This is a genomic window from Brucella anthropi, assembly GCF_046630315.1.
Taxonomy (GTDB): Bacteria; Pseudomonadota; Alphaproteobacteria; order Rhizobiales; family Rhizobiaceae; genus Brucella; species Brucella anthropi_A.
The window spans coordinates 90,554-112,454 of the sequence record NZ_LQBD01000009.1 but is presented as its reverse complement, the minus strand read 5'-3'; the positions used below and the strand labels follow the sequence as shown (position 1 = coordinate 112,454).

The window sequence follows — 21,901 nt, the reverse complement described above, 5'->3', positions numbered from 1 at the left end:
GCCCCTTCCGTAATTCGTTGCGGGCATCCGTGCTTGCATCCGCGCAAGCGCGCGGCAGAAGAATGTCCGTCGGAGCTGTCGGGGACAGCCCCATGGTCGGCCTCTCAGCCCCAAACAGGCTTTAGCAAAAACCTGCCTGCTTGAGCAATTGATAAGCCTGAATAACATCGCGAAATCTTTCTTCCGATCCGCGATCACCACCATTCGCATCGGGGTGGTGCTGTTTCACCAGCTCTTTATAGCGCGCCTTGATCTTATCGCCAGTCGAATTTGGTTCAAGACCGAGCGTGGCCAGCGCCTTGATTTCCAGCGTGCGCGGCTTGCGCTGCGCCTTCTGGCCCGGCGCGTGTCCCTTGGCTTCCTTGAAAAGGTTGAAGGGATCGCGGATGCGGTTGTGATAGGAGGCCGAACCCGAGCGCATCTTGGCCATGTCCGGCGAGGTGCGCGCCTTTGCGGTGGAATTGGCCGTCGTCGACCAGGTCGGACGATGCCCCGTGATCGCATCCTTCTGGAATTTTGCGATATCGCCATCGGAAAGACCAGAGAAGTAATTGAAATTCTTGTTATATTCCCGCACGTGATCGATACAGAAACGGAAATATTCGCCCTCGCGCATGCGCCCGACCGGCGCGCGGTGCGTGCCTGGCTTGTCGCAGCCGTCCCATTGGCAGCAAGGCCCCGAAGCCTTCGCCTCGGCGGTCTTTCTGGGCTTGATGCGGATACTGTCGAAAAATTTTGAGTTCGTTGTCATCGAATCGAATTATGCGGATTATCAGTTGCTGAACAAGAATTGACATTTCGTCCGGTCTGGCTTCTGGCCATTTCAACTGGGCGAAATTTTGGAGCAGGTTGCTTTCCTGTGCGGATTTGCCCCACCTTTTGCCGCCGAAGCAGCGTTATATGAGGCACAGCGTCTATATGGGGAGAAGTGGTCCAAATGTCCATTCACAATAGCAAGCGCAATCACAAACAAAGCGCGATGGAAGAAAAACTCACCACGGCTTTCGCTCCCGAACGGCTTGAAGTCATTAATGAAAGCCACCTCCACGCCGGGCACCACCATGAAGAGCGCGGGCATCACGAGGTTTATGACGGCACCGGCGAAACGCATTTCCGCATCCGCATCGTTGCCGACGCCTTTGCCGGGATGAGCCGCATCGAGCGTCACCGCGCCATCAACGCGCTTTTGAAGGAAGAGCTGGATAGCGGCGTCCATGCGCTTGCGCTTGAACCTTCGGCTCCGGGTGAAGCCACGCGGCGCTGACAAGCAGTTCACAACAAGCTGACAGGCGGGCATGACTCTGAATGTGCGCAAGGCGCCCTCGCGGGCGCCTTTGCTTTATGGATCGAACTTTGCGGAGAAAATAAATGCGTGGGTGGAAGTTCAGGAAAATATGAATGAGTATATTCTTTTTCTATTCATAATAAATCAGGTCGTATGCGGGGCTCTCCGTAGTTTTCGTATCGGAACATAAGATACCAAAACAATGGTCGTCATATATGCTATATATTTCTTCCATTGCGATAACATTGATATAAGAACCAATATTACTGAAAATATCAAGCAAAATTTTAATTACACTATTAGTTGCAAGCATAATAATTAGATTATATTAATATGAGCTTATTTATATTAACAACTTACTTATATAAGAGATATTTGAAAATATCAGTGAAATTTGAAATCGCCGAGCCGGCTACGCCCGAGTTTCACGTACAAAACTGCCGCCCGCCGGAAGCAGGGTTCTTTAAAAACAAAGCGTTAATCAGATTTCGGCCGGCTCCGCCCGTCAGCGCGGGAGCGATGCAATGATCGGCGTCGGCTTGCCATCGGCATCGAGCGGCACGATGCGCAACCGCGTCAGGCGGTTTCTTTCCTTCTTCAGCACGGAAAACCGTTTCCCGTAAAAGGTGAAAGCCTGTTTCACCTCCGGAATGGTCTGGGTCTCATGAATGACGAGACCGGCAATCGTGGTCGCTTCTTCATCCGGCAAGGACCAGTCGAGCGCGCGGTTGATATCGCGAATCGGCAGCGAGCCGTCGACGATCACCGAGCCGTCCGGCTGCAGGCGGACGCCCTGAATTTCGATATCGTGCTCATCGGCAATGTCGCCGACGATTTCCTCCAGAATATCCTCCAGCGTCACCAGCCCCTGCACATCGCCATATTCATCGACAACGATGGCGATATGCGCCTTGCGGCGAAGAAAAGCGTCGAGCTGGTCCTGCAATGTGGTGGTGTCGGGCACAAACCACGGCTTGCGCGCGACTTTCATGATGTCGATGCGCGTAAAATCATTGTCGACATCGTAGAGCGCGCGCAACAGATCCTTGGTGTGGATGATGCCGACAATATTGTCGATATCGTCGCGCCAGAGCGGCATGCGCGTATGGGGGCTCGCCAGAATATCGCGCACGATTTCATCCGCCGGCGCATCGGCATTGACGGTGCCCATCGAAGTCCGGTGCACCATCACGTCGCTGACCTCCAGTTCCTTGAGGTCGAGCAGGCCGCCCAGCTGGTCGCGATCTTCCTTGATGAGCGACTTGTCGCGATGCAGCACCTCCACCGCGCCGCGCAATTCTTCCTGCGGGCTGAGCATGGAGTGTCCGGCGGCAAGATTGATGCCGCAGGCGCGCAGGATCACGCGCACGATCCGGTTCACCGCACTGGAAACCGGACCGAGAATCAGGACGACCAGCGACACGCCGCGCGCAACGGCCAGCGAAAAACGGTCGGGACCGGAGATCGCCCAGGATTTGGGCAGAACTTCCGCGAAGATGACCAGAATGACCGTCATCGCCAGCGTGGCATAGGCAACGCCCGCATCGCCGAACAGGTTGAGGAAGATGCTGGTTGCAATCGAGGAGGCCAGAATATTGGCGAGGTTGTTGCCGATCAGGAGCGCCCCGATCAGCCGGTCCCGGCGGCTGATGAGGCGCTGCACCACGCCTGCGCGCTCATCGCCATTATGTTCGAGCGTGTGCATGCGGGCGCGCGATGCCGCCGTCAGCGCCGTTTCGGACCCGGAAAAGAATGCCGAGAGAACGACGCAGAGCAGGATGACGCCGCACATGATCCAAAGCCCGAAAGCCATCCGCCTTGTCCTCTCACTTCGTTTCCAGACGTTCTTTCAGAAATTCCAGCACGGCGGTTGGCGGCACGTCCTTTGCAATGAAGGACTGGCCAATGCCGCGTGTCAGGATGAAGGTGAGCGCGCCGCGCGCCACTTTCTTGTCCTGCGCAATATAATCCATCAGTTTTTCCGCCGGTGGCAATCCGCCCGGCACATCCGACAGCCGGTATGGCAGGCCGACGGCCTTCAGATGCGCTTCGACACGCTCGGCATCCTCGATGCCGCAGAGGTTCATCTTGACCGAGAAGCGATGCGCCAGCGCCATGCCGATGGCGACGCCCTCGCCATGCACGAGGCGGCTGGAATCGTAGCCGGTCGCGGTTTCCAGCGCATGGCCGAACGTATGGCCGAGATTGAGGAGCGCGCGGTCGCCGGTTTCGCGCTCGTCACGGGCAACGACGGCGGCCTTGCAGCGGCAGGATTCGGCGATAGCTTGCGTCCGCGCCGCGCCGCCGGAGAAAACCTCCTGCCAGTTCCGTTCCAGCCATTCGAAAAAGTCCGGGCGGTCGATCAGCCCATATTTCGCAACTTCGGCATAACCGGCCCGAAACTCACGCGGGCTCAGCGTATCGAGCACATCCGTATCGGCCAGAACGAGCTGCGGCTGATAGAAGACGCCGACGAGATTCTTGCCATGCGCCGTGTTGATCCCGGTCTTGCCGCCGACGGACGAATCGACCTGCGACAGAAGCGAGGTCGGCATCTGCACGAAATTCATGCCGCGCCGCACGATACCGGCAACGAAGCCCGAAAGATCGCCGACCACGCCGCCGCCGAACGCCACCACCGCATCGCCGCGCTCCAGCCGCGCCGCCAGAACGGCATTGGTGACGGTTTCCAGCGTGGAAAAGGATTTGGATTTCTCGCCCGGCGCAACGATTACCGGCGTCGCATCGATACCGGCGCCGGCAAAGCTTGCCGTCAGGCGCTCCAGATGGGCCTTGGCGACATTTTCGTCCGTCACCACGGCCACGCGCACGCCTTTCAGGCGCTTCGCCACTTCCTCGCCCGCACGCTCGACAAGCCCCTTGCCGATCAGGATATCGTAGGAACGGTCGCCGAGCGACACGGGAACGGTGGTGATACCGGGGATGGAAGGCGCGTTCATGCATAGTCTCCAATATCAGGCAGCGAGAACATCAGCGGCTTTTACTGCCGGTCATGCCTCTGATCTTTCGAGGTGATCGGCCAGAACATCGATCAGTTCGGCGGCGATCACTTCCTTCTTGTCGTCACGGGACATCAATTCCAGATCGGCCAGCGCATAGACGGGATAACGCTCATTCATCAGCCGCTGCATGACGCCGCGCGGATCACTGTTTTTCAGAAGCGGGCGGTTCTGGCGGCGCGAGACGCGCTCCATCAGAATATCGATTTCCGCATTGAGCCAGATGGAAACGCCGGCCCGCGCAATTGCAGCGCGCGTTTCGGCATTCATATAGGCCCCGCCACCGGTTGCCAGCACCATCGGCCCGTCTTCCAGCAGGCGCATGATGACGCGGCGTTCCAGATCGCGGAATTCGACCTCGCCATAGGCTTCGAACAGTTCGGGAATGGTCATGCGGGAAACCGCTTCGATCTCCGTATCCGCATCGCGAAACGGCAGGCCGAGCAGGCCCGCCACCTTGCGCCCGACGGTGGATTTGCCCGCGCCCATCAGCCCCACAAGCACCACGACTTTCGAACCGAGCAGATCGCGGATCAGCCCCGCTTTCCCATGTAGATTGTTTTGTTTTGCCGTACTGCTCATTGACCTCGTCCATTTGCTCCGGTTCCACATGAAAAACGGGGCGACGTCAATTGCTTTGATTGGTTTTCGGGCACGCGGGAGCGCAAGCATTGTTTTTTTGTGCGATGGCACACTTGCCCCCTCTTTCATTTTCCCGTCCTCTCCCCTCCTTGCTTTCGTCCTAATGCCGCAGCATAAAAGATGCATGCCCACGCTGACGCGCCTCGTCCTCTTTCTCGCGCTTGTTGCCGCCATTGTTTATGGCGCGATGTACGCGCTTGCCACTTTCGTCAAGCCGGACACGCGCGAGATCACCGTCGACATACCGGCTTCAAAGCTGAAACCGGTCACGATTGCGCCGCCGCCCGCCCCCGCGGCCAACCCCGCTTCGGCACATGCCGACGACACGGCGCCGCAATTACCCCAGGCGCCCCAGGAATGACGATGCGCGCATCGCTGGCGATCGAGAATTTTCTGGAAATGATGAGCGCCGAACGGGGTGCTGCGGAAAACACGCTTCAATCCTACCGGCGCGACCTGGAAGCGGTGGCGGAGGCGATGGCGGCCCGTGGCGTCAATCTGGCCGAGGCCGGGCCGGACCATATCCGCAGCGCCATCGATGCCATGGCAACGCAGGGCTTTGCCGCGACATCGCAGGCAAGGCGGCTATCGGCGCTGCGCCAGTTCTTCCGCTTTCTCTATGCGGAAGGCTATCGGCAGGACGACCCGACCGGCACGGTCGATGCGCCGAAAAAGCAAAAGCCGCTGCCGAAGATCATGAGCGTCGAAAACGTGACGCGGCTTCTCGACCGCGCAGCGCTCGAAGCCGGTGAAGCCGCCGAACCGGCAGACCGGATCAAGGCCCTGCGCCTTCATGCGCTGCTCGAAACGCTCTATGCGACGGGGCTTCGTGTGTCAGAACTCGTCGGCCTGCCCGTCACCGTCGCGCGCACCGACCATCGCTTTCTGCTGGTGCGCGGCAAGGGGGCGAAGGAGCGCATGGTTCCGCTTTCACCCAAGGCGCGCGAAGCCTTGCAGCGCTTTCTTGCCCTGCGGGATTCACTGCCCGGCAGCGACGACAATCCTTGGCTTTTCCCGGCTTTTTCGGAAAGCGGCCATCTGGCGCGCCAGGTCTTTGCCCGCGAGTTGAAGGGGCTTGCCGCGCGGGCAGGATTGTCGGCGGCAGCCGTTTCGCCCCATGTGCTGCGCCATGCCTTTGCCAGCCATCTTTTGCAGAACGGGGCGGATCTGCGCACCGTGCAGCAATTGCTGGGCCATGCCGACATATCCACGACGCAAATCTATACGCATGTGCTGGAGGAAAGACTGCATAAGCTTGTGAGCGAGCATCATCCGCTTGCCGATTAGCTTCTGTCCGGTTATGAGAAAACCGAAAATTTGCAAGATGAGCCCGCAGTGAATATGTAAGGCGCCGTAAAACAGCCTTTTTCAGGCTCGCAATTGCGCTAATCCCTTTGGAAAAAGCACGAACAGTCAGGCCCGATGTACAACTATCTCGATTTTGAAAAACCCGTCGCCGACCTCGAAGGCCAGATTCTGGAGCTGAAGAAGCTCGCACAGGAACAGGGCAGCGTCGAGATGAGCGACGAGATTCGCCGCCTCGAGAAGCGTTCGGCCGACGCGCTGAAGGATATCTACCGCAAGCTGACCCCATGGCAAAAGGCGCAGATCGCCCGCCATCCGGACCGTCCGCACTGCCTGGAATATATCGACCGGCTGTTCACCGAATTCACCCCGCTTGCCGGCGACCGCAAATTCGCCAATGACGAAGCCATCCAGGCCGGGTTCGGCCGCTTCAACGGTCAGGCCGTCGCGATCATCGGGCAGGAAAAGGGCTCCGATACCAAGACGCGCCTCAAGCACAATTTCGGCTCGGCCCGCCCGGAAGGCTATCGCAAGGCCGTCCGCATCATGGAAATGGCCGACCGTTTCCAGCTGCCGCTCATCACCTTCGTCGATACGGCAGGCGCCTATCCGGGCGTCAGCGCCGAGGAACGCGGCCAGGCGGAAGCCATCGCCCGCTCGACGGCGGAATGCCTCAGGCTGCGTGTTCCGGTGATCTCGATCATCATCGGTGAAGGCGGCTCCGGCGGCGCCATCGCCATCGCGGTCGCAAACCGCGTCTATATGCTGGAACATTCGATCTATTCGGTGATCTCGCCGGAAGGCGCCGCCTCGATCCTGTGGCATGATTCGACCCGCGCCAAGGATGCCGCCTCCAACATGCGCATCACCGCGCAGGACCTGTTCGACCTCAAGATCGTCGACGGCATCATTCCCGAACCGATGGGCGGCGCGCATCGCGGCAAGGAATCCGTCATCGACGCCACCGGCGACATCATCACCGCCTCGCTGCGCGCGATGAAGGATGTCGACGGCGAAACGCTGAAGCAGGAACGCCGCCAGAAATTCCTCGAAATCGGCCGCAACATCTGATTTTCACCATCAATTGATCGATAATGCATCCGGGAAGCCGCGCGCTTTCCGGATTTGCATCAAGCTGCAAATTCGGCCATATTGCCGACGCGCCCGATTTTAGCTATTTGAGCAAGGATTTATAAACGATACCGTAAGGTTTCAGTTATAAAATCCGGCCTACAGGAAATTGGCTTTTGCTCATAAAGTCTCTGGCGTAGCTCTAACAGACTTGATGCGACATGAAGATCAGAACTGCAATTCTAGGCTCCGTAATGGCAACCGCGCTTCTCGCGGGCTGTCAGGGTTCGTCCGTATCCGATCTGAGCCTCAGGGCTGAAAAGCCGCTTCCCGAAAAGGTCGTTGCCCGGATGAAGGCGAAGGGCATGACCCGCACCTCGCCGATCATGGTGCGCATCTTCAAGGAAGAAGGCGTTCTGGAAGTCTGGAAGCAGAAGAACAACGGCAAATACGACCAGATTGCATCCTATGAGATCTGCAAATGGTCGGGCAAGCTCGGCCCGAAATATATCGAGGGCGACCGTCAGGCGCCGGAGGGGTTCTATACCGTCCGCCCCGCCCAGATGAATCCGAATTCGAGCTATTATCTCTCGTTCAATATCGGCTTCCCCAACGCCTATGACCGCGCCAATGGCCGCACCGGCCAGCACCTGATGGTGCATGGCGCCTGTTCGTCGTCGGGCTGCTATTCGATGACCGACGAACAGGTCGCGGAAATTTACGCCTTCGGCCGCGATGCCTTCAAGGGCGGCCAGCGCGACTTCCAGATTCAGGCATTTCCGTTCCGCATGACCGCCGCCAATATGGCGCGCTACAAGAACGACGCGAATTACCCGTTCTGGAAGATGCTGAAGCAGGGCTACGACGCCTTCGAGGTCAGCAAGGTGCCGCCGAAGGTCGATGTCTGCGAAAAGCGCTATGTGTTCAACGTTTCGACGCCGGACGGCCAGCCGCTGTCCCCGACGGATGCCTGCCCGCCATCGGTCGGCGGCGAGGCCATGTCCTATGCGTCTTACGAAAAGACCTTCCAGACGGCTTTCAGCGCCAGCCAGAAGGCACCGGCACCGTCCATTCAGGGCATTGCCGAGGCCAAGCTCGTCTCCGCCTGGAGCGCTGCGCGCGCACGCGGCGAAAAGGTAACGCGCGAGCCGCCGTCACTGACGCCTTCTTCCGCTGAAAAGACAGGTGCGCCGGATATCCGCCCGGCAACGCCCTCCATCCAGCCGACGGCCATTGCCGCAGCGCCGCAGCCAAAACCGACGGCACCGGCACAAGCTGCCGCCCAGCCGGTCACACCGCAGATTTCAGAAATGACCACCGCCAGCACGGTGGCGCAGAATGTCGAACAGCCGACATCTGTGGCAGCCGCCGAACCGAAAAAGCCGTGGTGGAAGATCATCGGGGACTGACGACTTTGCAGGATGCCATTCCTGTCTACGATCTGAGGGGGCTGAAATGCCCCCTTCCGGTTTTGAAAACCCGCAATCGTCTGGAAAAAATGCCAAGCGGCGCGCTTCTCTGGGTGGAAGCGACGGACCCGCTGTCCGGCATCGATGTCCCGCATTTCTGCACGCAGGAAGGACATGCCCTCATCGCGCAGGAGCGGGAAGGCACGCTGCACCGCTTTCTCATTCGCAGGAAGTGATGGTCAGCTCCGGGGCGAGAAACCCGGAATAGCCAGCGGGTTTTCGGTCAGCGCGGCCCGGTCCGGCCGGTCGAGCGCCGGGCGTCCCAAAAACGCATCGAAAAGCTCACGCACATAGGTTTCCGGCAAGTCCTTCACGATCATCACCAGAAGCGTCTCATGCTTGTCCTGCGGCCATTGCGGCAGGCGGGCCGGCGGATGGAAAATCTTCTGCACGCCATGGATGACGACCGGGCGGTCCGGATCTTCGGCAATCTGCACGATGCCCTTCACGCGCAGAAGCTTCTCGCCATGCGTCGAACGCAGAAGATCGAGGAACATGTCGAAGGTCGAGAGCGGGATCGGCGCATCATGGCGCAGCGAGAACGAACGGATCGCATCGTCATGGTGATGATGATGCGCGTGACCATGATTGTGATGGTGATGGTGATGGTCGTGATCGCAATCCGGCCCGCACACATGGTCATGATGGGAATGGCCGTGATGCTCGTCCTCATAGGCTTCCGCCTTGAGCCAGCGCTGCACATCCGCCGATTTTGTTTCCGGGTTATAAAGCCCGCATTCGAAAAGCGCGGCATAGCCGGTGCGCTGTTCGCCGGCTTCCAGAATATCCGCGCCGGGATTGAGCGCATGAAGACGCGCCTTCAGTGCCGCAAGCCCGGCCTGCGCTTCCGGCAGATCGGTCTTGGTCAGCACGATGCGGTCGGCCATCGCCGCCTGCTTGACGGCTTCCGCGTGATTGTCGAGCGTCGCCATGCCGTTGACGGCATCCACCGTCGCCAGAACCCCGTCGAGCCGGAAAACCTGCATGAGCACCGGATGGCCCATGATCGAATGCAGCACCGGCGCCGGATCGGCAAGCCCGGTGGTTTCGATGATGACGCGCTTCAGCGCCTTGATGCGCCCGGTCTGGAGGCGGTCGATCAGATCGGCCAGCGTATCGACCAGTTCGCCGCGCACCGTGCAGCACAGGCAGCCGTCGGCAAGCTCGATCACGCCCTCGCTTGCCTGCTCGACCAGCAGATGATCGATGCTGACCTCACCGAACTCGTTGATGATGACCGCCGTATCGCTGAGCGCCGGATCTTTTAAAAGCCGGTTGAGCAGCGTCGTCTTGCCGGAACCGAGAAAGCCGGTCAGCACGGAAACGGGAATGGGATTTCGCATATCAGTTAATGGCCGTTGTCTTGACACCCACTGCCCGCTGCGGGCGCGGCATGGGCACCGGAACCTGCGAAATGTCGAGCTGGCTCGGTCGGGTCGTCGGGCCGGGCTGGGAAACCAGTCCCACCTGCACCGCAACCGGATCGCGATCCATCGCATGGATATAGGGCGAATTGATTTTCAGCTTGCCCTCGACATCGCGGCCGTCCCAGCGGTCGGCCATGGCCTGCTGGCTGCAGATCGCCTTGCGCATATCGACGGCCTGATTGAGATTGCCGCCCGCGGCAGGACGCAAGGTCGCGAGCGTCGGCCCGCCGGAACCGCTGGTGCGGAAAGCATCGGTCATCATCTGCGCGGCCTGAACGGCGCGCGCTTCCTGCCGATCCGCGCCGAGAATGATCGCCAGCACCGTGCGGCCATTGCGCGTGGCGGAGCTTGCAAGATTGAAACCGGACGCGCAGACAAAACCTGTCTTCATGCCATCCGCGCCATCGTAACGGCCAAGCAGGATGTTGTAATTCGCCTGCACTTTCTTGCCCGCGCCGGGATCGATGGCTTCGGTTGCGAAATAATGCGCATATTGCGGAAATTCGCGGCGCAACTGCACGGCCAGAACCGCGAGATCGCGCGCCGTCGTATAATTGTTGGGATTATGCAGCCCGTTCGGATTGGCGAAATGCGAGCCGACCATGCCGAGACGCTGCGCCTCCGCATTCATGCGCTGGACGAAAGCGGATTCGGTTCCGCCCACGGCCTCGGCAACGGCCACGGCCACATCATTGGCAGACTTCACCAGCATGATCTTCAGCGCCGTATCGAGCGTCATGACCGAGCCGGGCTTGTAGCCCATCTTGCTTGGCGGCTCCTTGGAGGCATTGACCGTCATGCGCACCGGCGAATCCAGCGTCATCTGACCCGATTGCAGCGCACGGAAGGCGACATAGGCCGTCATCATCTTGGTGAGCGAGGCGGGATACCAGCGCTGGAAAGCTTCCCTCTGCTGATAGACCTTGCCGGTTGCCACATCCACCGCAATCGAGGGATTAGCCGCAGCCGATGCCAGCGCGGTCACGGACAGGCCAGCAGCTGCAAACCAGATTTTCAATGATTTCGACATCATTCCGTAGTTCCAATCGAAATAGCCTGCAACTTCTGCGGGTCCGAACTGCGCCATAATGGGAGATTAACGCTTTCTTTATCTATGCCATGTGGCGATGAAAAGGCAAACAGGGATTGCCCGCTTTCACCGAAACGTCATATCCTGCCTTCTCCAAATCATGCCCGGTCCGGGGAGCCATCAGAAAATGCCAGTGTTGAATCGTGCCGTTGAAACGCAAGCGGAAATCGCCGCCTGGCGGCGAAAACTGCACCAGAATCCTGAACTGCTCTATGACGTGCACGAAACCGCGAAATTCGTCGAGGACAAGCTGAAATCCTTCGGTTGCGATCTGGTGGAAAGCGGCGTCGGGCGCACCGGCGTCGTCGGCATCATCAAGGGCCGCCACGGCGATGGCCCGGCCATCGGCCTGCGCGCCGACATGGATGCCCTGCCCATCCTTGAGACGAGCGGTGTGGAATGGGCCTCGCAAAATCCCGGCAAGGCGCATTCCTGCGGCCATGACGGCCACACATCCATGCTGCTCGGCGCTGCGCAGTATCTCGCCGAAACGCGCAATTTCCGCGGCTCGGTCGCGCTCCTGTTCCAGCCTGCAGAAGAAGGCGGCGCGGGCGGCCTTGCCATGGTCGAGGACGGCGTGATGGACCGCTTCAATATTTCGGAAGCCTATGGCGTCCACAACATGCCGGGCCTGCCGGTCGGCCAGTTCGCGATGCGAAAAGGCCCGATCATGGCCGCGACCGATGAGTTCGACCTGTTCATTTCCGGGCGCGGCGGCCATGCGGCGCAGCCGCACCGCACCATCGATCCGATTCTTGCCGGTTCCCAATTGATGATTGCCCTTCAGGGCATCGTCTCGCGCAATGCCGATCCGCTCGATTCGCTCGTAATCTCGGTGACGAAGTTCATCGCGGGCGAGGCCTATAATGTGATCCCGGAAAAGGCGACGCTGTCGGGCACTGTCCGCACGCTCAAGCAGGAAACCCGCGCCTTTGCCGAACGCCGCATCCGCGAGGCAGCGGCCGGTATCGCCGCCGCGACGGGCGCGGAAATCACGGTGCGCTACAAGAACAATTACCCGGTCACCTTCAACCACGATGCGCAGACGGAGTTTGCGGCCCGCGTGGCAAGTGCGGTGGCGGGCGAAGGCAAGGTGGATGAGAATGTCGCGCCGATGATGGCGGCGGAGGATTTTTCCTACATGCTGGAAGCACGCCCCGGCGCCTATATTTTCCTTGGCAATGGCGACACGCCCGGCCTGCACCACCCGGCCTATGATTTCAACGACGATGCCATTCCCTATGGGGTCAGCTATTTTGCATCGCTGGTGGAAACGGCGCTTGCGGCCTGAAACTGAATAAAACTGCCCGCCCCGCTTTTTGCGGGGTTGGCGACCGGGATGAAAAACAGTATGTGTCTGAAAGCATTCGCAATGCCGGAATCACCGGCGAATGCGCATCGGTTGGTCCCGTAGCTCAGTAGGATAGAGCGACAGATTCCTAATCTGTAGGTCACAGGTTCGATTCCTGTCGGGATCACCACCGAACCATCACCCCTCATAAGGCCAGTTGGCCTGTGAAAAGACACCGCCATCGACCCAGATCGTCTGGCCGGTGACAAAGCGCGCCGCATCGGACGCAAAAAACAGGACCGGGCCGGAAATGTCCTCCGCTGTTCCCACCCGGCGCAGCGGCGTGATGCGCGCCCAGGTGCCCGCATAGTCGGGCTGTTCTTTCGCCGTCCGCTCATTGAGGATTGCGCCGGGCGCAACACAATTCACCCGGATGCCGTGCGGCCCAAGCTCCACCGCCGAAGATTTGGTGAACTGCTCTATCCCGCCCTTCGAAGCCGTGTAGGAAACAAGTTTCGGAAAGGCGAGCTTGTTGCAGCCGGAACCGATATTGACGATGGCGCCGCCCTTGTCGGCTTCCACCATGCGCTTTGCGGCAGCCTGCGTGTTGAGAAAACAGCCTTTCAGATTGGTGCGGATGACATCGTCCCACCCCTCTTCCGAAAGTTCCAGCAAGGGCGCCCAGGTCTGGATGCCCGCATTGTTGACCAGCACATCCGGCGCATCGCCGAACCAGTCGCAGACCTCATCGAAAAAGGCTTCCACTTCGGCACGCCTTCCGACATCGCAGCCAAGCCCCAACGCCTGACCGCCAGCCTCCTCTATGGCCTCGACAAGCGATTGTGCGGCATCATCATCATCACGATAGCTGAAGGCAACCGTGTAGCCCGCCTCGGAAAAAGCCGAAACCAGATGTCTTCCAATGCCGGTGCTGCCGCCCGTCACGACCGCGAATTCACCCATGAAAGCTCACTCCCAGAACTGTTCCAGACGATAAACTTAACCGGTTTTCAGCGGTGGTAAATCGGCAAAAAAGAAAATATCGTTCGGCCGAATGCGAGGAGAGAACAATGAATCCCGATATCAAGGAAGCCAATGGCGCATGCCACTGCGGAACCGTGCGCTTTCGTGTCAAATTATCCGACGGTCTTCACACGGCGCGGCGCTGCACCTGCTCCTATTGCCGGATGCGCGGGGCCGTGGCGGTTTCGGCTGATCTTGGCGGGCTGGAAATCCTCGAAGGCGAAGACGCGCTGACGCTCTACACCTTCAATACGGGCCGCGCGAAACACTATTTCTGTTCCCGCTGCGGGATTTATACGCATCACCAGCGCCGCTCCAATCCGAACCAGTTCGGCGTCAATGCGGCTTGTCTTGAAGGCGTGTCGCCATTCGATTTTGCCGCCGTTGCCGTGACCGACGGCGTCAATCATCCGTCCGACAATCCCGAACGGCGCGGCTCGAACATTGTGGGCTATCTGCGCTTCGAGCCGGTTGAAAACGATTAACGCCCGATCGCCTTCCGCTCGTTGCGCTCCCACGAGAACACCACCGGCGGCAGCGGATCGAGGCCGCGAATCATGTCCGCTCCCTTTTCGCCGATCATGATGGTCGGCGCATTGGTGTTACACGATGGAACGCGCGGCATGACCGAGCTGTCGCAGACCCGCAGACCTTCAAGACCGCGCACCTTGAGGTCGAGATCAACCACAGCCATCGCGTCGGTCCCCATCTTGCAGGTGCCGACGGGGTGGTGGTCGGTCTTGGCATTGGCGCAGGCATAATCGAACAGATCGTCGTCTGTAACCACCTTCGGCCCCGGCAGGCGTTCAGCCATGACATAGGGCTTCAAGGCGTCCTGTTGCATGATTTCACGCGCGATCTTCAATCCTTCGAGCGACATTTTGCGATCATGCGGGTCGCTCCAGTAATTGGGATCGATCAGTGGGGCTGCTGCCGGATCATTGGAAGCAAGCCGCGCCGTCCCGCGCGAGCGCGGATGCAGATAGGCGGAGTTGAGCGTCACACCGGCATTCTTGAGTTTTTCGACACCCGCCTCGATGCCCGAACCCAGCCCCAGATGAAACTGGATATCCGGCGAGCGGGCATCCGGGTCGGCATACCAGAAGCCGCCGGTTTCAAACAGGCTCGACGCCACCGGGCCGGAGCGCAGCAGCATATATTGCAGTCCGGCGGCAAGCGTGCGGTGCAGCTTCGCCACGCCGTCATAGGTGTGATCGCCGGTGCATTCGGCAATGACAAAGAGGTCGAGATGATCCTGCATGTTCTCGCCCACGCCGGGCAGATCGTGCTTCACCGCAACGCCGACCGCATTCAGATGATCGGCGGGGCCAATGCCCGATTGCAGCAGAAGTTTCGGTGAGCCGATGGCGCCGGACGAAACGATGATTTCGCGCGCGGCGCGCAAGACCTCGCCGCTCATCAGCACAACGCCGGTGGCGCGCGTCTTTTCCAGCACGATATTGGCTACCTGCGCATTCATGCGGATCGTCAGGTTCCGGCGATCCCTGATCGGCGCAAGATAGGCAAGCGAGGCCGAGGAGCGGCAACGGTTGCGCTGGGTAAGCTGGTAAAAGCCGACGCCCGCCTGCTCACGCCCGTTGAAATCGGGATTATAGGGAATGCCCAGTTCCTGCCCGGCGCGGATATAGGCATCGCAGATCGGCAGCGGCGCGGAAGGCATCGAAACGCCCAACGGCCCGCCATAGGAATGATAATCATCGTTGAAGCGCTGATTGTCCTCGGCGCGTTTGAAATAGGGCAGCACATGGCGATAATCCCAGCCGGTGCAGCCTTCTTCATCGGCCCACAGATCGTAATCGGCGGCATTGCCGCGCGTATAGATCTGCGCATTGATCGAGGAGCCGCCGCCGATGACTTTCGCCTGCGTATAGCGCAGCACGCGGTTTTTCATGTGCTTTTGCGGAACGGTTTCAAAACCCCAGCTGGCCACACCCTTGGTCATTTTGGCAAAGCCCGCGGGCATGTGGAACAGCGGATTCCAGTCGCTTCCGCCCGCTTCCAGCAGCAGCACTTTTATCGATGCATCCTCACTCAGGCGATTGGCGAGAACGCAACCGGCAGGCCCGCCGCCGACGATGATATAATCGTAATCCATCGCGCTACCCTTATAATTTTGCAATCGACAGGCCGCCATCGGCATGGATCGCCGAGCCGGTCGCAAAGATGAAATCGCCACCGGCAAGGCCGGCGACAATGGCCCCGACATCGCCCGCCTCGCCCCAGCGCTTCATCGGCACCAGACCGCCTTCGATCAGCGCATCGTAGCGCTCTGTAACCTTTGCCGTCATGTCGGTGCGGATGATGCCGGGACGCACCTCGAACACGCCGATCCGCGCTTCGGCCAGACGCAGCGCCAGCCCCTGCACGAAGGCGGTGAGGCCTGCCTTGCTGATGCAGTAATCAAGCCGCTCCGGCGATGTCATCACCGACGAAACCGAACTGATGGTTATAATGCTGCGTGGAAAGCGCACTTCGGCTGCGGCCAGCATGGCCTTCACCACGGCCTGCGTGAAAAACACCGTGCCGCGCAGGTTTACATCCATGATCGTATCGAAATTTTCCGGCTTCAGAGCCAGAAAATCGCCGCGCTCGACCGAACCCATGCCTGCATTGTTGACGAGGCAATCGATGCCGCCGAACTCCTTCATCACCGCGGAAACAGTTTTCTCATGCGTTCCAACGGCGGCGAGATCGCTTTCAAGGAAAGCCACCTTTCCGCCAAGCCCGCGCAATTCGTGGATGACGGCCTCGTCGCATTCGCGGTCTGTGATCGCCAGATCAAAACCCTTTGCGGCAAGCGTGCGGGCAATGCCAAGCCCGATCCCGCGCCGCCCGCCAGTCACCAGCGCAACAGGTCTTTGACGGTTCATGCCAGCACCTCCCGGTTCAAATGGTCCGCCACGCGCAAGGCCTGCGCGGCAATGGTCAGCGCCGGATTGACCGCCGCCGATGTCGGCAGAAGCGATGCATCGACCACATGGAGATTGGGGTGGTCATAAGCGCGGCACCAGGGATCGAGCGGCGCGGTTGCCGGATCGTTGCCGATGCGCACCGTGCCGCATTGATGCGACGGCGTGCGTCGGTCAAAGGGCCGCGACAGTACCACCGGAAACCCCGCCGCACGCAGCGCGGCTTTGAGCTTTTCGACCAGCATCCGATGCGCCTTCCAGTTGCTGCGCACCCAATGCAGAATAATGCGGTCGCCATCCACGCTCACGCGGCTTTCCGGCGATGGCAGGTCTTCGCTCATGGCGTAGAAATCGATCGTATGCCCGGCGATGCGGTTCAACAGCCATTCCGGCACGCGAGGCATATTGGATTTCAGGATCGCGCCAGACACGCGCCCCAGCAATTGCACATTGCCAAGCGGCGGCCCGCCTGCCCCATCCGACAGATAGTAATCATTGAAGCCGAATGTCTTCTGGTAGATGCTGTCATTGCGGTAGCGCGGATCGAAGGCGATCACGGCGCTCGCATTGTGGTTCATGAAATTGCGCCCCACCTGATCGGAGCGATTGGCCAAGCCCGACCGCAGCAAAAGCGCCGCCGACTGCACGGCACCGGCAGACAGGATGACGAGCTTCGGACGCTGGACCAGCGCCTCGCCGTCCTTCATATAATGAACCGCCGTGATTGTTTTCCCATCCGGCCCCGCTTCCAGCCGCGTCACACGCGCGGAAGTTTCCAGCCGGACATTCGGATATTGAAGCGCCTGCGCAAGCGGGCAGGTTTCCGCGTCCATCTTGCCGTCATCGCAATTGGGATGCGCATCCCAAGGCGTTCTGGCCTTTGCCAGCCAACGCTCGATATCAACACCCAATGGCAAGGAAGCCGGATGCAGCCCCGCCTTTTTCAGCCGCGCCCGCACATCGGCAATCGGGCGCTCGTCGCGGATAGCCGCATAAGGATAGGGCCTTGAATGATGCGGCTCGGTCGGATCATCACCCAACGCGCCGCGCACCTGAAACAGCTCTTCCGCCTTGCAATACCACGGCTCCAGTTCCTGATAGGCAAAGGGCCATGCGGGCGACACGCCTTCCAGATGCGCAAGCTCCTCAAAATCCTCGCGCCGATAGCGGATCAGCACCGCGCCATAAAATTTGGAATTGCCGCCGACATTGTAATAATTGCCGGGATTGAACGGCGTGCCGTCCGCCTCGTGCCAGAACTCTTGCGGGCGAAAGAAGCCCTGTTGGAAAATGGCGCGCGGGTCGCGGTTTTCCGGCCTGTCGGCCAGGCGCTCTCCCGCCTCCAGAATAAGAATGTCGGCACCGGATGCGGCAAGACCGGCGGCCATTGTCGCGCCGCCGATGCCCGATCCGATGATGACGATATCCGGCTGTCCTCCCAAAGCCGTCGCTCCCTATTTTCCTTGCGGCATCCACCAGCCCGTGCGCGCACCGATATGCATGTTGAGCGTCTTGGTCTCGGTATAATCCTCCACCGCATGACGCCCCAATTCGCGCCCCAGACCGGACTGGCGATAGCCGCCGAAAGGCAGTTCCGGCGTGCCGTCCATAAAAGTGTTCATCCAGACCGTGCCCGCCCGCACCTTGCGCCCGATAGTCATGCAGGTATCGAAATCGCGGCTCCACACGCCCGCTGAAAGCCCGTAATCGACCGCATTGGCAATCGAGATCGCCTCGTCCACCGTATCGAAGGAAAGCACCGACAGAACCGGGCCGAACACTTCCTCGCGCGCCACGGCCATGTCGGCCTTCACGCCTGCAAGAATAGTCGGTCCCATATAGTGGCCAAGACCGAGGTCCAGCACATCGCCGCCATGGGCAATTGCAGCGCCTGCCTTTTTGGCCTGATCGACATAGGCGCCAACCTTATCCAAATGCTGCGGCGTGATGATCGCGCCGACCTGCGTGCTGACATCAAGCGGATCGCCAACGATCACCTTTTTCGACAGATCGGCCACGCGCCCGACAATCGCATCGACAATCGAGCGATGCACGATCAGGCGCGACCCGGCATTGCAGCACTCGCCCGCGTTGAACCACGCACCGAACACGGCGGCATCGATAAAGGCATCCATATCCGCATCCGGAAACAGGATTTGCGGGTTCTTGCCGCCAAGCTCCAGCGACACTTTCTTCAGCGTTTGCGCCGCATTGGCCATGGTGAGCTTGCCCACGCCGGTGGAGCCGGTGAACGACACCATATCGACATGCGGATGCGTGCTCATATGCTGGCCGACATCGGCACCCGTTCCGGTCACGATGTTCACGACCCCATCCGGCAAACCCGCTTCGGCCAGAATTTCGCCGAGCAGCAGTGTCGAGCCGGAGGTCAGTTCCGAAGGTTTTACCACCGCCGTACAGCCCGCAGCCAACGCAAAAGGCAGCTTTTGGCCGACGATCAGGAACGGGAAATTCCACGGCGTGATGATCGACACCACGCCGATTGCCTCGCGCAGCACGACGCCCAAAGTACCATCGCCCAGCGTGTTGTAGCTTTCGCCATGCAGGTCGCGCGCAAGCGCTGCCGCATAGCGCCAGATATCGACCGAACCGGCAATTTCGCCCCGCACTTGGCTAATTGGTTTGCCGGCTTCAATCGCATCGAGATAGGCAAGCTCTTCCGCCCGCGCCTCGATCAGATCGGCAGCTTTCAGCAGAACCAGCGAACGCTGCGAAGCGGTTTTCGACGACCAGCGCCCATCGTCAAATGCCTTGCGCGCGCTCGCAACGGCGCGTTCCACATCGGCCTTGTTACCTGCCGGATAACGGCTCACGGTGACGCCATGGCCGGGCGCCACGCGCTCGATGGTCTTTCCGCTTTCGCTGCCCACCCATTTGCCATCGATCAGCATGGAGAATTCGCGGACTTCCAGCCCGGTCAAAGGCTGTGGTTTGACGACAACGCTCATTACCATTCTCCCTTAAAATTCGCTTCGCGCTTTTCGGCAAACGAGCGCACGCCTTCTTTCAGATCGCCGGTCTTGGCGACAAGGATGGATCCCAGCGCCTCGACAGCTGTTCCATTGTCCTCGCCATTGGCGACGGACAGCATCAGTTTGGAAATTTCGAGCGCAGCCGGCCCGCGTCTGGCGACCCGCGCCGCATAGGCCTGCGCCGCCTGCAAGGCTTCGCCCGTATCGACCACATGATCGACCAGCCCATGCGAAAGGGCTTCGTCTGCCGTAAACATTTCACCGCCCAGCACCATGCGGCGCACGATCTGCGCCCCGAAACGGCGCACAAGGCGCTGCGTGCCAGACCAGCCAGGCACCATGCCGAGCGAGGTTTCCGGCAGGCCGATCTTCGCCTGCCGCTCGACAATGCGGATATCGGCGGCACCCGCCAGTTCCAGCCCGCCGCCCAGCGCATGACCATTCATCGCCGCGATCAGCGGCACACGCAAAGTCGCCAGACGCTCAAACACGCGATGCCCATAGCGCACCCAGGCATGGCCAAACTCTTGCGGTTCCATGCCGCCCCAGGCCTTGATGTCGCCGCCTGCGGAAAAAGCCTTGCCCTCAGCCGTCAGGATCGCGACCCGCACGCTGCTATCCGCCTCCACCCGGTCGCAGGCGGCAGACAATTCCTGCAAAAGCTCGATATCGAAGGCATTGAGCTTTTCGGGCCGTCTGATGGTCATGACGGCAATGTGGTTCTCGGTTGTTATTTCTATCCGTTGAACCATTTACGCCTCCAGCTTTCGGGCAGGTTTTTGCGGCAGCGTGAGCCCGATCGGCTCTTCGCGGAACAGCGCCTTGTCCATGGTCTTGAGCCGGTCGGAAACAATCAGCGGAAACTCGGCTTGATCCAGAATATGCGCCTGCAAGTCGATACCGGGCGCAATCTCGGTCAGCACGATGCCTTCCGCCGTCAGCTTCATCACAGCGCGCTCGGTGACATAGGTAATGTCCTGCCCCTGCTCGACGCCGCGCGGGCCGGAGAAGGTGACATGCTCAACCGCATTGACAAGCTTTTTGAGCTTGCCTTCTTTTTCGATCACCAGCTTGCCGTCAGCGACCGACAGTTTTGCACCGGCATTGAACATGCCGGAGAAGACAATCTTCCTGGCGCGCGCGGTAATATCGACAAAGCCGCCAGCGCCCGCCGTCACATGCGGACGGAATGACAGTTTCGACACATTGACCGAGCCGTCGCGCCCGATCTCAAGGAAGGACAGAAGCGAGGCGTCAAAGCCCGCGCCCTGAAAATAGGTGAACTGATAGGGCGACGGCATATAGGCGTCGGCATTGGACGCACAGCCAAAGGCGAAATCCAGCAACGGCACGCCGCCGACAGCGCCCTGCTCGATCACCCATGTCACTGCGCCATGCAGGCCTTCTTCCAGCAGAATGCGCGGCACATTGGCGGAAATGCCGAAGCCCAGATTGACAGCACTGCCCGCCTGCAATTCCTGTGCGACACGCCGCGCAATCGCCTTTTGAATATTGAATTCGGCCAGGCGGAACGTATCCAGCGGGCGGAAAATCTCGCCGGAAATCGCCGGATCATAGAGCGTCTGCGTCGTCTGCTTCTGGTCGGGATCAACCACGATATAATCGACCAGAACACCCGGCACGCGCACGTCATGCGGTTTCAGCGTGCCTTCCTTGGCAATGCGCTTCACCTGCGCAATGACGATGCCGCCATTGTTGCGCGCCGCCAGCGCCTGGTCCAACCCGCCGAGAGTGGCGCCCTCATGCTCATAGGTGAGATTGCCGCGTTCATCCGCCGTGGTTGCCCGGATGATCGCCACCTGCGGGATGATGGCCGGAAAATAGAGCCACTCCTCGCCCTCGAAACTGACGCGCTTTACCACCGGTTCCTCACGCGCCTTATCGTTCATCGCGGTGCCCTGACGCTTGGGATCGACGAATGTATCGAGCCCCACCTTAGTCAGCACGCCGGGGCGCTTGGCGGCAGCTTCGCGGTGCATGTCGAACAAAATGCCCGACGGGATATTATAGGCCGGGATCTCGTTATTGGTGATCATCTGCCAGATCAGCGGCGGCTCGGCGCTTGATGGCCCGGATGGGTAGGAACCGCCAATGATCTTCTTGAGAAGCCCCTTCTTGGCGATGTAATCAACACCCTTGATGCCGCTCATATCGCCCGCCGCGATCGGGTGCAGCGTGGTGATGTTTTTGGGGTGGCCGGTTTCGTCGAACCGCTCGCCAATGGCTTTTAGCATCATATCCGGGCAGCCAAGGCCGCTTGATGACGAGACCGAAACGACGGCATTGTCGGGGATGAGTGCGGCTGCTTCAGCAAATGAAATATGCTTGCTCATA

Annotated in this window: 21 protein-coding genes and 1 tRNA gene; 9 read left to right on the top strand and 13 right to left on the bottom strand. The window is 60.0% G+C overall.

Annotation, left to right across the window (positions count from 1 at the left end):
• Positions 1 to 121: 121 nt before the first annotated feature.
• Positions 122 to 751 carry a J domain-containing protein gene (locus AVM02_RS06895; protein WP_411506228.1) on the bottom strand — a complete coding sequence of 210 codons (630 nt, stop codon included), beginning with the start codon at positions 749 to 751 and terminating at the stop codon, positions 122 to 124.
• A gap of 186 nt (positions 752 to 937) precedes the next feature.
• Between AVM02_RS06895 and AVM02_RS06890 the strand changes: the two genes are divergently transcribed.
• Positions 938 to 1,264, top strand: coding sequence for a BolA family protein (locus AVM02_RS06890; RefSeq protein WP_411506227.1), 327 nt, complete (start codon positions 938 to 940; stop codon positions 1,262 to 1,264).
• 526 nt (positions 1,265 to 1,790) lie between these two features.
• Here AVM02_RS06890 and AVM02_RS06885 read toward each other — a convergent pair.
• Genes AVM02_RS06885 through AVM02_RS06875 form a run of 3 tightly spaced genes read right to left on the bottom strand, consistent with a single transcriptional unit; the run spans position 1,791 to position 4,887 of the window.
• The gene (locus AVM02_RS06885) at positions 1,791 to 3,098 is read right to left on the bottom strand and encodes an HlyC/CorC family transporter (protein ID WP_411506226.1); all 1,308 of its coding nucleotides are present in this window, start codon (positions 3,096 to 3,098) and stop codon (positions 1,791 to 1,793) included.
• A gap of 13 nt (positions 3,099 to 3,111) precedes the next feature.
• The gene (gene aroB, locus AVM02_RS06880; RefSeq protein ID WP_411506225.1) at positions 3,112 to 4,245 is read right to left on the bottom strand and encodes a 3-dehydroquinate synthase; all 1,134 of its coding nucleotides are present in this window, start codon (positions 4,243 to 4,245) and stop codon (positions 3,112 to 3,114) included.
• Between the two features lie 51 nt (positions 4,246 to 4,296).
• A complete protein-coding gene (locus AVM02_RS06875; RefSeq protein WP_411506224.1) occupies positions 4,297 to 4,887 on the bottom strand; it encodes a shikimate kinase in 591 nt (196 codons plus the stop codon).
• A 184-nt stretch (positions 4,888 to 5,071) separates the two neighbouring features.
• Between AVM02_RS06875 and AVM02_RS06870 the strand changes: the two genes are divergently transcribed.
• The 5 genes from AVM02_RS06870 (at position 5,072) to AVM02_RS06850 (ending at position 8,968) form a co-directional block, all read left to right on the top strand.
• Positions 5,072 to 5,308 (top strand): hypothetical protein, encoded by a 237-nt coding sequence (locus tag AVM02_RS06870; protein ID WP_411506244.1) that lies wholly within the window; start codon positions 5,072 to 5,074, stop codon positions 5,306 to 5,308.
• A gap of 2 nt (positions 5,309 to 5,310) precedes the next feature.
• Positions 5,311 to 6,234: a site-specific tyrosine recombinase XerD gene (gene xerD, locus AVM02_RS06865; RefSeq protein WP_411506242.1), complete on the top strand. Its 924-nt coding sequence runs from the start codon at positions 5,311 to 5,313 to the stop codon at positions 6,232 to 6,234.
• 135 nt (positions 6,235 to 6,369) lie between these two features.
• Positions 6,370 to 7,323: an acetyl-CoA carboxylase carboxyltransferase subunit alpha gene (locus AVM02_RS06860; protein WP_411506223.1), complete on the top strand. Its 954-nt coding sequence runs from the start codon at positions 6,370 to 6,372 to the stop codon at positions 7,321 to 7,323.
• A 221-nt stretch (positions 7,324 to 7,544) separates the two neighbouring features.
• Positions 7,545 to 8,732, top strand: a complete 1,188-nt coding sequence (locus tag AVM02_RS06855; protein ID WP_411506222.1) for a L,D-transpeptidase family protein — start codon at positions 7,545 to 7,547, stop codon at positions 8,730 to 8,732.
• Positions 8,711 to 8,968, top strand: coding sequence for a sulfurtransferase TusA family protein (locus AVM02_RS06850; RefSeq protein ID WP_411506241.1), 258 nt, complete (start codon positions 8,711 to 8,713; stop codon positions 8,966 to 8,968). Before AVM02_RS06855 ends, AVM02_RS06850 begins: the two co-directional genes overlap by 22 nt.
• A gap of 3 nt (positions 8,969 to 8,971) precedes the next feature.
• Here AVM02_RS06850 and AVM02_RS06845 read toward each other — a convergent pair whose 3' ends face one another.
• Together AVM02_RS06845 and AVM02_RS06840 are read right to left on the bottom strand one after the other, a co-directional pair.
• The gene (locus tag AVM02_RS06845) at positions 8,972 to 10,135 is read right to left on the bottom strand and encodes a CobW family GTP-binding protein (RefSeq protein WP_411506221.1); all 1,164 of its coding nucleotides are present in this window, start codon (positions 10,133 to 10,135) and stop codon (positions 8,972 to 8,974) included.
• A gap of 1 nt (position 10,136) precedes the next feature.
• Positions 10,137 to 11,252 carry a D-alanyl-D-alanine carboxypeptidase family protein gene (locus tag AVM02_RS06840; RefSeq protein ID WP_411506220.1) on the bottom strand — a complete coding sequence of 372 codons (1,116 nt, stop codon included), beginning with the start codon at positions 11,250 to 11,252 and terminating at the stop codon, positions 10,137 to 10,139.
• 184 nt (positions 11,253 to 11,436) lie between these two features.
• On the opposite strand from AVM02_RS06840, the gene AVM02_RS06835 reads away from it, so the two are divergent.
• Both AVM02_RS06835 and AVM02_RS06830 read left to right on the top strand, forming a co-directional pair.
• Positions 11,437 to 12,600 carry a M20 aminoacylase family protein gene (locus AVM02_RS06835; protein ID WP_411506219.1) on the top strand — a complete coding sequence of 388 codons (1,164 nt, stop codon included), beginning with the start codon at positions 11,437 to 11,439 and terminating at the stop codon, positions 12,598 to 12,600.
• Positions 12,601 to 12,713: 113 nt separating this feature from the next.
• Positions 12,714 to 12,790: transfer RNA gene (locus tag AVM02_RS06830), tRNA-Arg, on the top strand.
• A gap of 8 nt (positions 12,791 to 12,798) precedes the next feature.
• Here AVM02_RS06830 and AVM02_RS06825 read toward each other — a convergent pair.
• Positions 12,799 to 13,563 carry an SDR family NAD(P)-dependent oxidoreductase gene (locus AVM02_RS06825; protein WP_411506218.1) on the bottom strand — a complete coding sequence of 255 codons (765 nt, stop codon included), beginning with the start codon at positions 13,561 to 13,563 and terminating at the stop codon, positions 12,799 to 12,801.
• Between the two features lie 107 nt (positions 13,564 to 13,670).
• Here AVM02_RS06825 and AVM02_RS06820 point away from each other — a divergent pair, with 107 nt between their 5' ends.
• The gene (locus AVM02_RS06820) at positions 13,671 to 14,108 is read left to right on the top strand and encodes a GFA family protein (protein WP_411506217.1); all 438 of its coding nucleotides are present in this window, start codon (positions 13,671 to 13,673) and stop codon (positions 14,106 to 14,108) included.
• Here AVM02_RS06820 and AVM02_RS06815 read toward each other — a convergent pair.
• Genes AVM02_RS06815 through AVM02_RS06790 form a run of 6 tightly spaced genes read right to left on the bottom strand, consistent with a single transcriptional unit; the run spans position 14,105 to position 21,900 of the window.
• Positions 14,105 to 15,739 (bottom strand): GMC family oxidoreductase, encoded by a 1,635-nt coding sequence (locus tag AVM02_RS06815; protein WP_411506216.1) that lies wholly within the window; start codon positions 15,737 to 15,739, stop codon positions 14,105 to 14,107. The genes AVM02_RS06820 and AVM02_RS06815 overlap by 4 nt on opposite strands.
• Before the next feature lie 10 nt (positions 15,740 to 15,749).
• Positions 15,750 to 16,514: a 3-ketoacyl-ACP reductase gene (locus AVM02_RS06810; protein WP_411506215.1), complete on the bottom strand. Its 765-nt coding sequence runs from the start codon at positions 16,512 to 16,514 to the stop codon at positions 15,750 to 15,752.
• Positions 16,511 to 17,995: a GMC oxidoreductase gene (locus AVM02_RS06805; protein ID WP_411506214.1), complete on the bottom strand. Its 1,485-nt coding sequence runs from the start codon at positions 17,993 to 17,995 to the stop codon at positions 16,511 to 16,513. The genes AVM02_RS06810 and AVM02_RS06805 overlap by 4 nt, the downstream gene beginning before the upstream one ends.
• A gap of 12 nt (positions 17,996 to 18,007) precedes the next feature.
• On the bottom strand, positions 18,008 to 19,528 hold the full coding sequence (locus tag AVM02_RS06800) for an aldehyde dehydrogenase family protein (protein WP_411506213.1): 1,521 nt from the start codon (positions 19,526 to 19,528) through the stop codon (positions 18,008 to 18,010).
• Positions 19,522 to 20,298, bottom strand: coding sequence for an enoyl-CoA hydratase/isomerase family protein (locus AVM02_RS06795; protein ID WP_411506212.1), 777 nt, complete (start codon positions 20,296 to 20,298; stop codon positions 19,522 to 19,524). The genes AVM02_RS06800 and AVM02_RS06795 overlap by 7 nt, the downstream gene beginning before the upstream one ends.
• Positions 20,299 to 21,900: an acyl CoA:acetate/3-ketoacid CoA transferase gene (locus tag AVM02_RS06790; protein WP_411506211.1), complete on the bottom strand. Its 1,602-nt coding sequence runs from the start codon at positions 21,898 to 21,900 to the stop codon at positions 20,299 to 20,301.
• Position 21,901 lies beyond the last annotated feature (1 nt).

What these genes read in the sequence shown, in the direction of transcription:
- AVM02_RS06895 (WP_411506228.1), bottom strand. Translation starts at nt 751, where the DNA reads ATGACAACGAACTCAAAATTTTTCGACAGTATCCGCATCAAGCCCAGA.
- AVM02_RS06890 (WP_411506227.1), top strand. Translation starts at nt 938, where the DNA reads ATGTCCATTCACAATAGCAAGCGCAATCACAAACAAAGCGCGATGGAA.
- AVM02_RS06885 (WP_411506226.1), bottom strand. Translation starts at nt 3,098, where the DNA reads ATGGCTTTCGGGCTTTGGATCATGTGCGGCGTCATCCTGCTCTGCGTC.
- aroB (WP_411506225.1), bottom strand. Translation starts at nt 4,245, where the DNA reads ATGAACGCGCCTTCCATCCCCGGTATCACCACCGTTCCCGTGTCGCTC.
- AVM02_RS06875 (WP_411506224.1), bottom strand. Translation starts at nt 4,887, where the DNA reads ATGAGCAGTACGGCAAAACAAAACAATCTACATGGGAAAGCGGGGCTG.
- AVM02_RS06870 (WP_411506244.1), top strand. Translation starts at nt 5,072, where the DNA reads ATGCCCACGCTGACGCGCCTCGTCCTCTTTCTCGCGCTTGTTGCCGCC.
- xerD (WP_411506242.1), top strand. Translation starts at nt 5,311, where the DNA reads ATGCGCGCATCGCTGGCGATCGAGAATTTTCTGGAAATGATGAGCGCC.
- AVM02_RS06860 (WP_411506223.1), top strand. Translation starts at nt 6,370, where the DNA reads ATGTACAACTATCTCGATTTTGAAAAACCCGTCGCCGACCTCGAAGGC.
- AVM02_RS06855 (WP_411506222.1), top strand. Translation starts at nt 7,545, where the DNA reads ATGAAGATCAGAACTGCAATTCTAGGCTCCGTAATGGCAACCGCGCTT.
- AVM02_RS06845 (WP_411506221.1), bottom strand. Translation starts at nt 10,135, where the DNA reads ATGCGAAATCCCATTCCCGTTTCCGTGCTGACCGGCTTTCTCGGTTCC.
- AVM02_RS06840 (WP_411506220.1), bottom strand. Translation starts at nt 11,252, where the DNA reads ATGATGTCGAAATCATTGAAAATCTGGTTTGCAGCTGCTGGCCTGTCC.
- AVM02_RS06835 (WP_411506219.1), top strand. Translation starts at nt 11,437, where the DNA reads ATGCCAGTGTTGAATCGTGCCGTTGAAACGCAAGCGGAAATCGCCGCC.
- AVM02_RS06825 (WP_411506218.1), bottom strand. Translation starts at nt 13,563, where the DNA reads ATGGGTGAATTCGCGGTCGTGACGGGCGGCAGCACCGGCATTGGAAGA.
- AVM02_RS06820 (WP_411506217.1), top strand. Translation starts at nt 13,671, where the DNA reads ATGAATCCCGATATCAAGGAAGCCAATGGCGCATGCCACTGCGGAACC.
- AVM02_RS06815 (WP_411506216.1), bottom strand. Translation starts at nt 15,739, where the DNA reads ATGGATTACGATTATATCATCGTCGGCGGCGGGCCTGCCGGTTGCGTT.
- AVM02_RS06810 (WP_411506215.1), bottom strand. Translation starts at nt 16,514, where the DNA reads ATGAACCGTCAAAGACCTGTTGCGCTGGTGACTGGCGGGCGGCGCGGG.
- AVM02_RS06800 (WP_411506213.1), bottom strand. Translation starts at nt 19,528, where the DNA reads ATGGTAATGAGCGTTGTCGTCAAACCACAGCCTTTGACCGGGCTGGAA.
- AVM02_RS06795 (WP_411506212.1), bottom strand. Translation starts at nt 20,298, where the DNA reads ATGGTTCAACGGATAGAAATAACAACCGAGAACCACATTGCCGTCATG.
- AVM02_RS06790 (WP_411506211.1), bottom strand. Translation starts at nt 21,900, where the DNA reads ATGAGCAAGCATATTTCATTTGCTGAAGCAGCCGCACTCATCCCCGAC.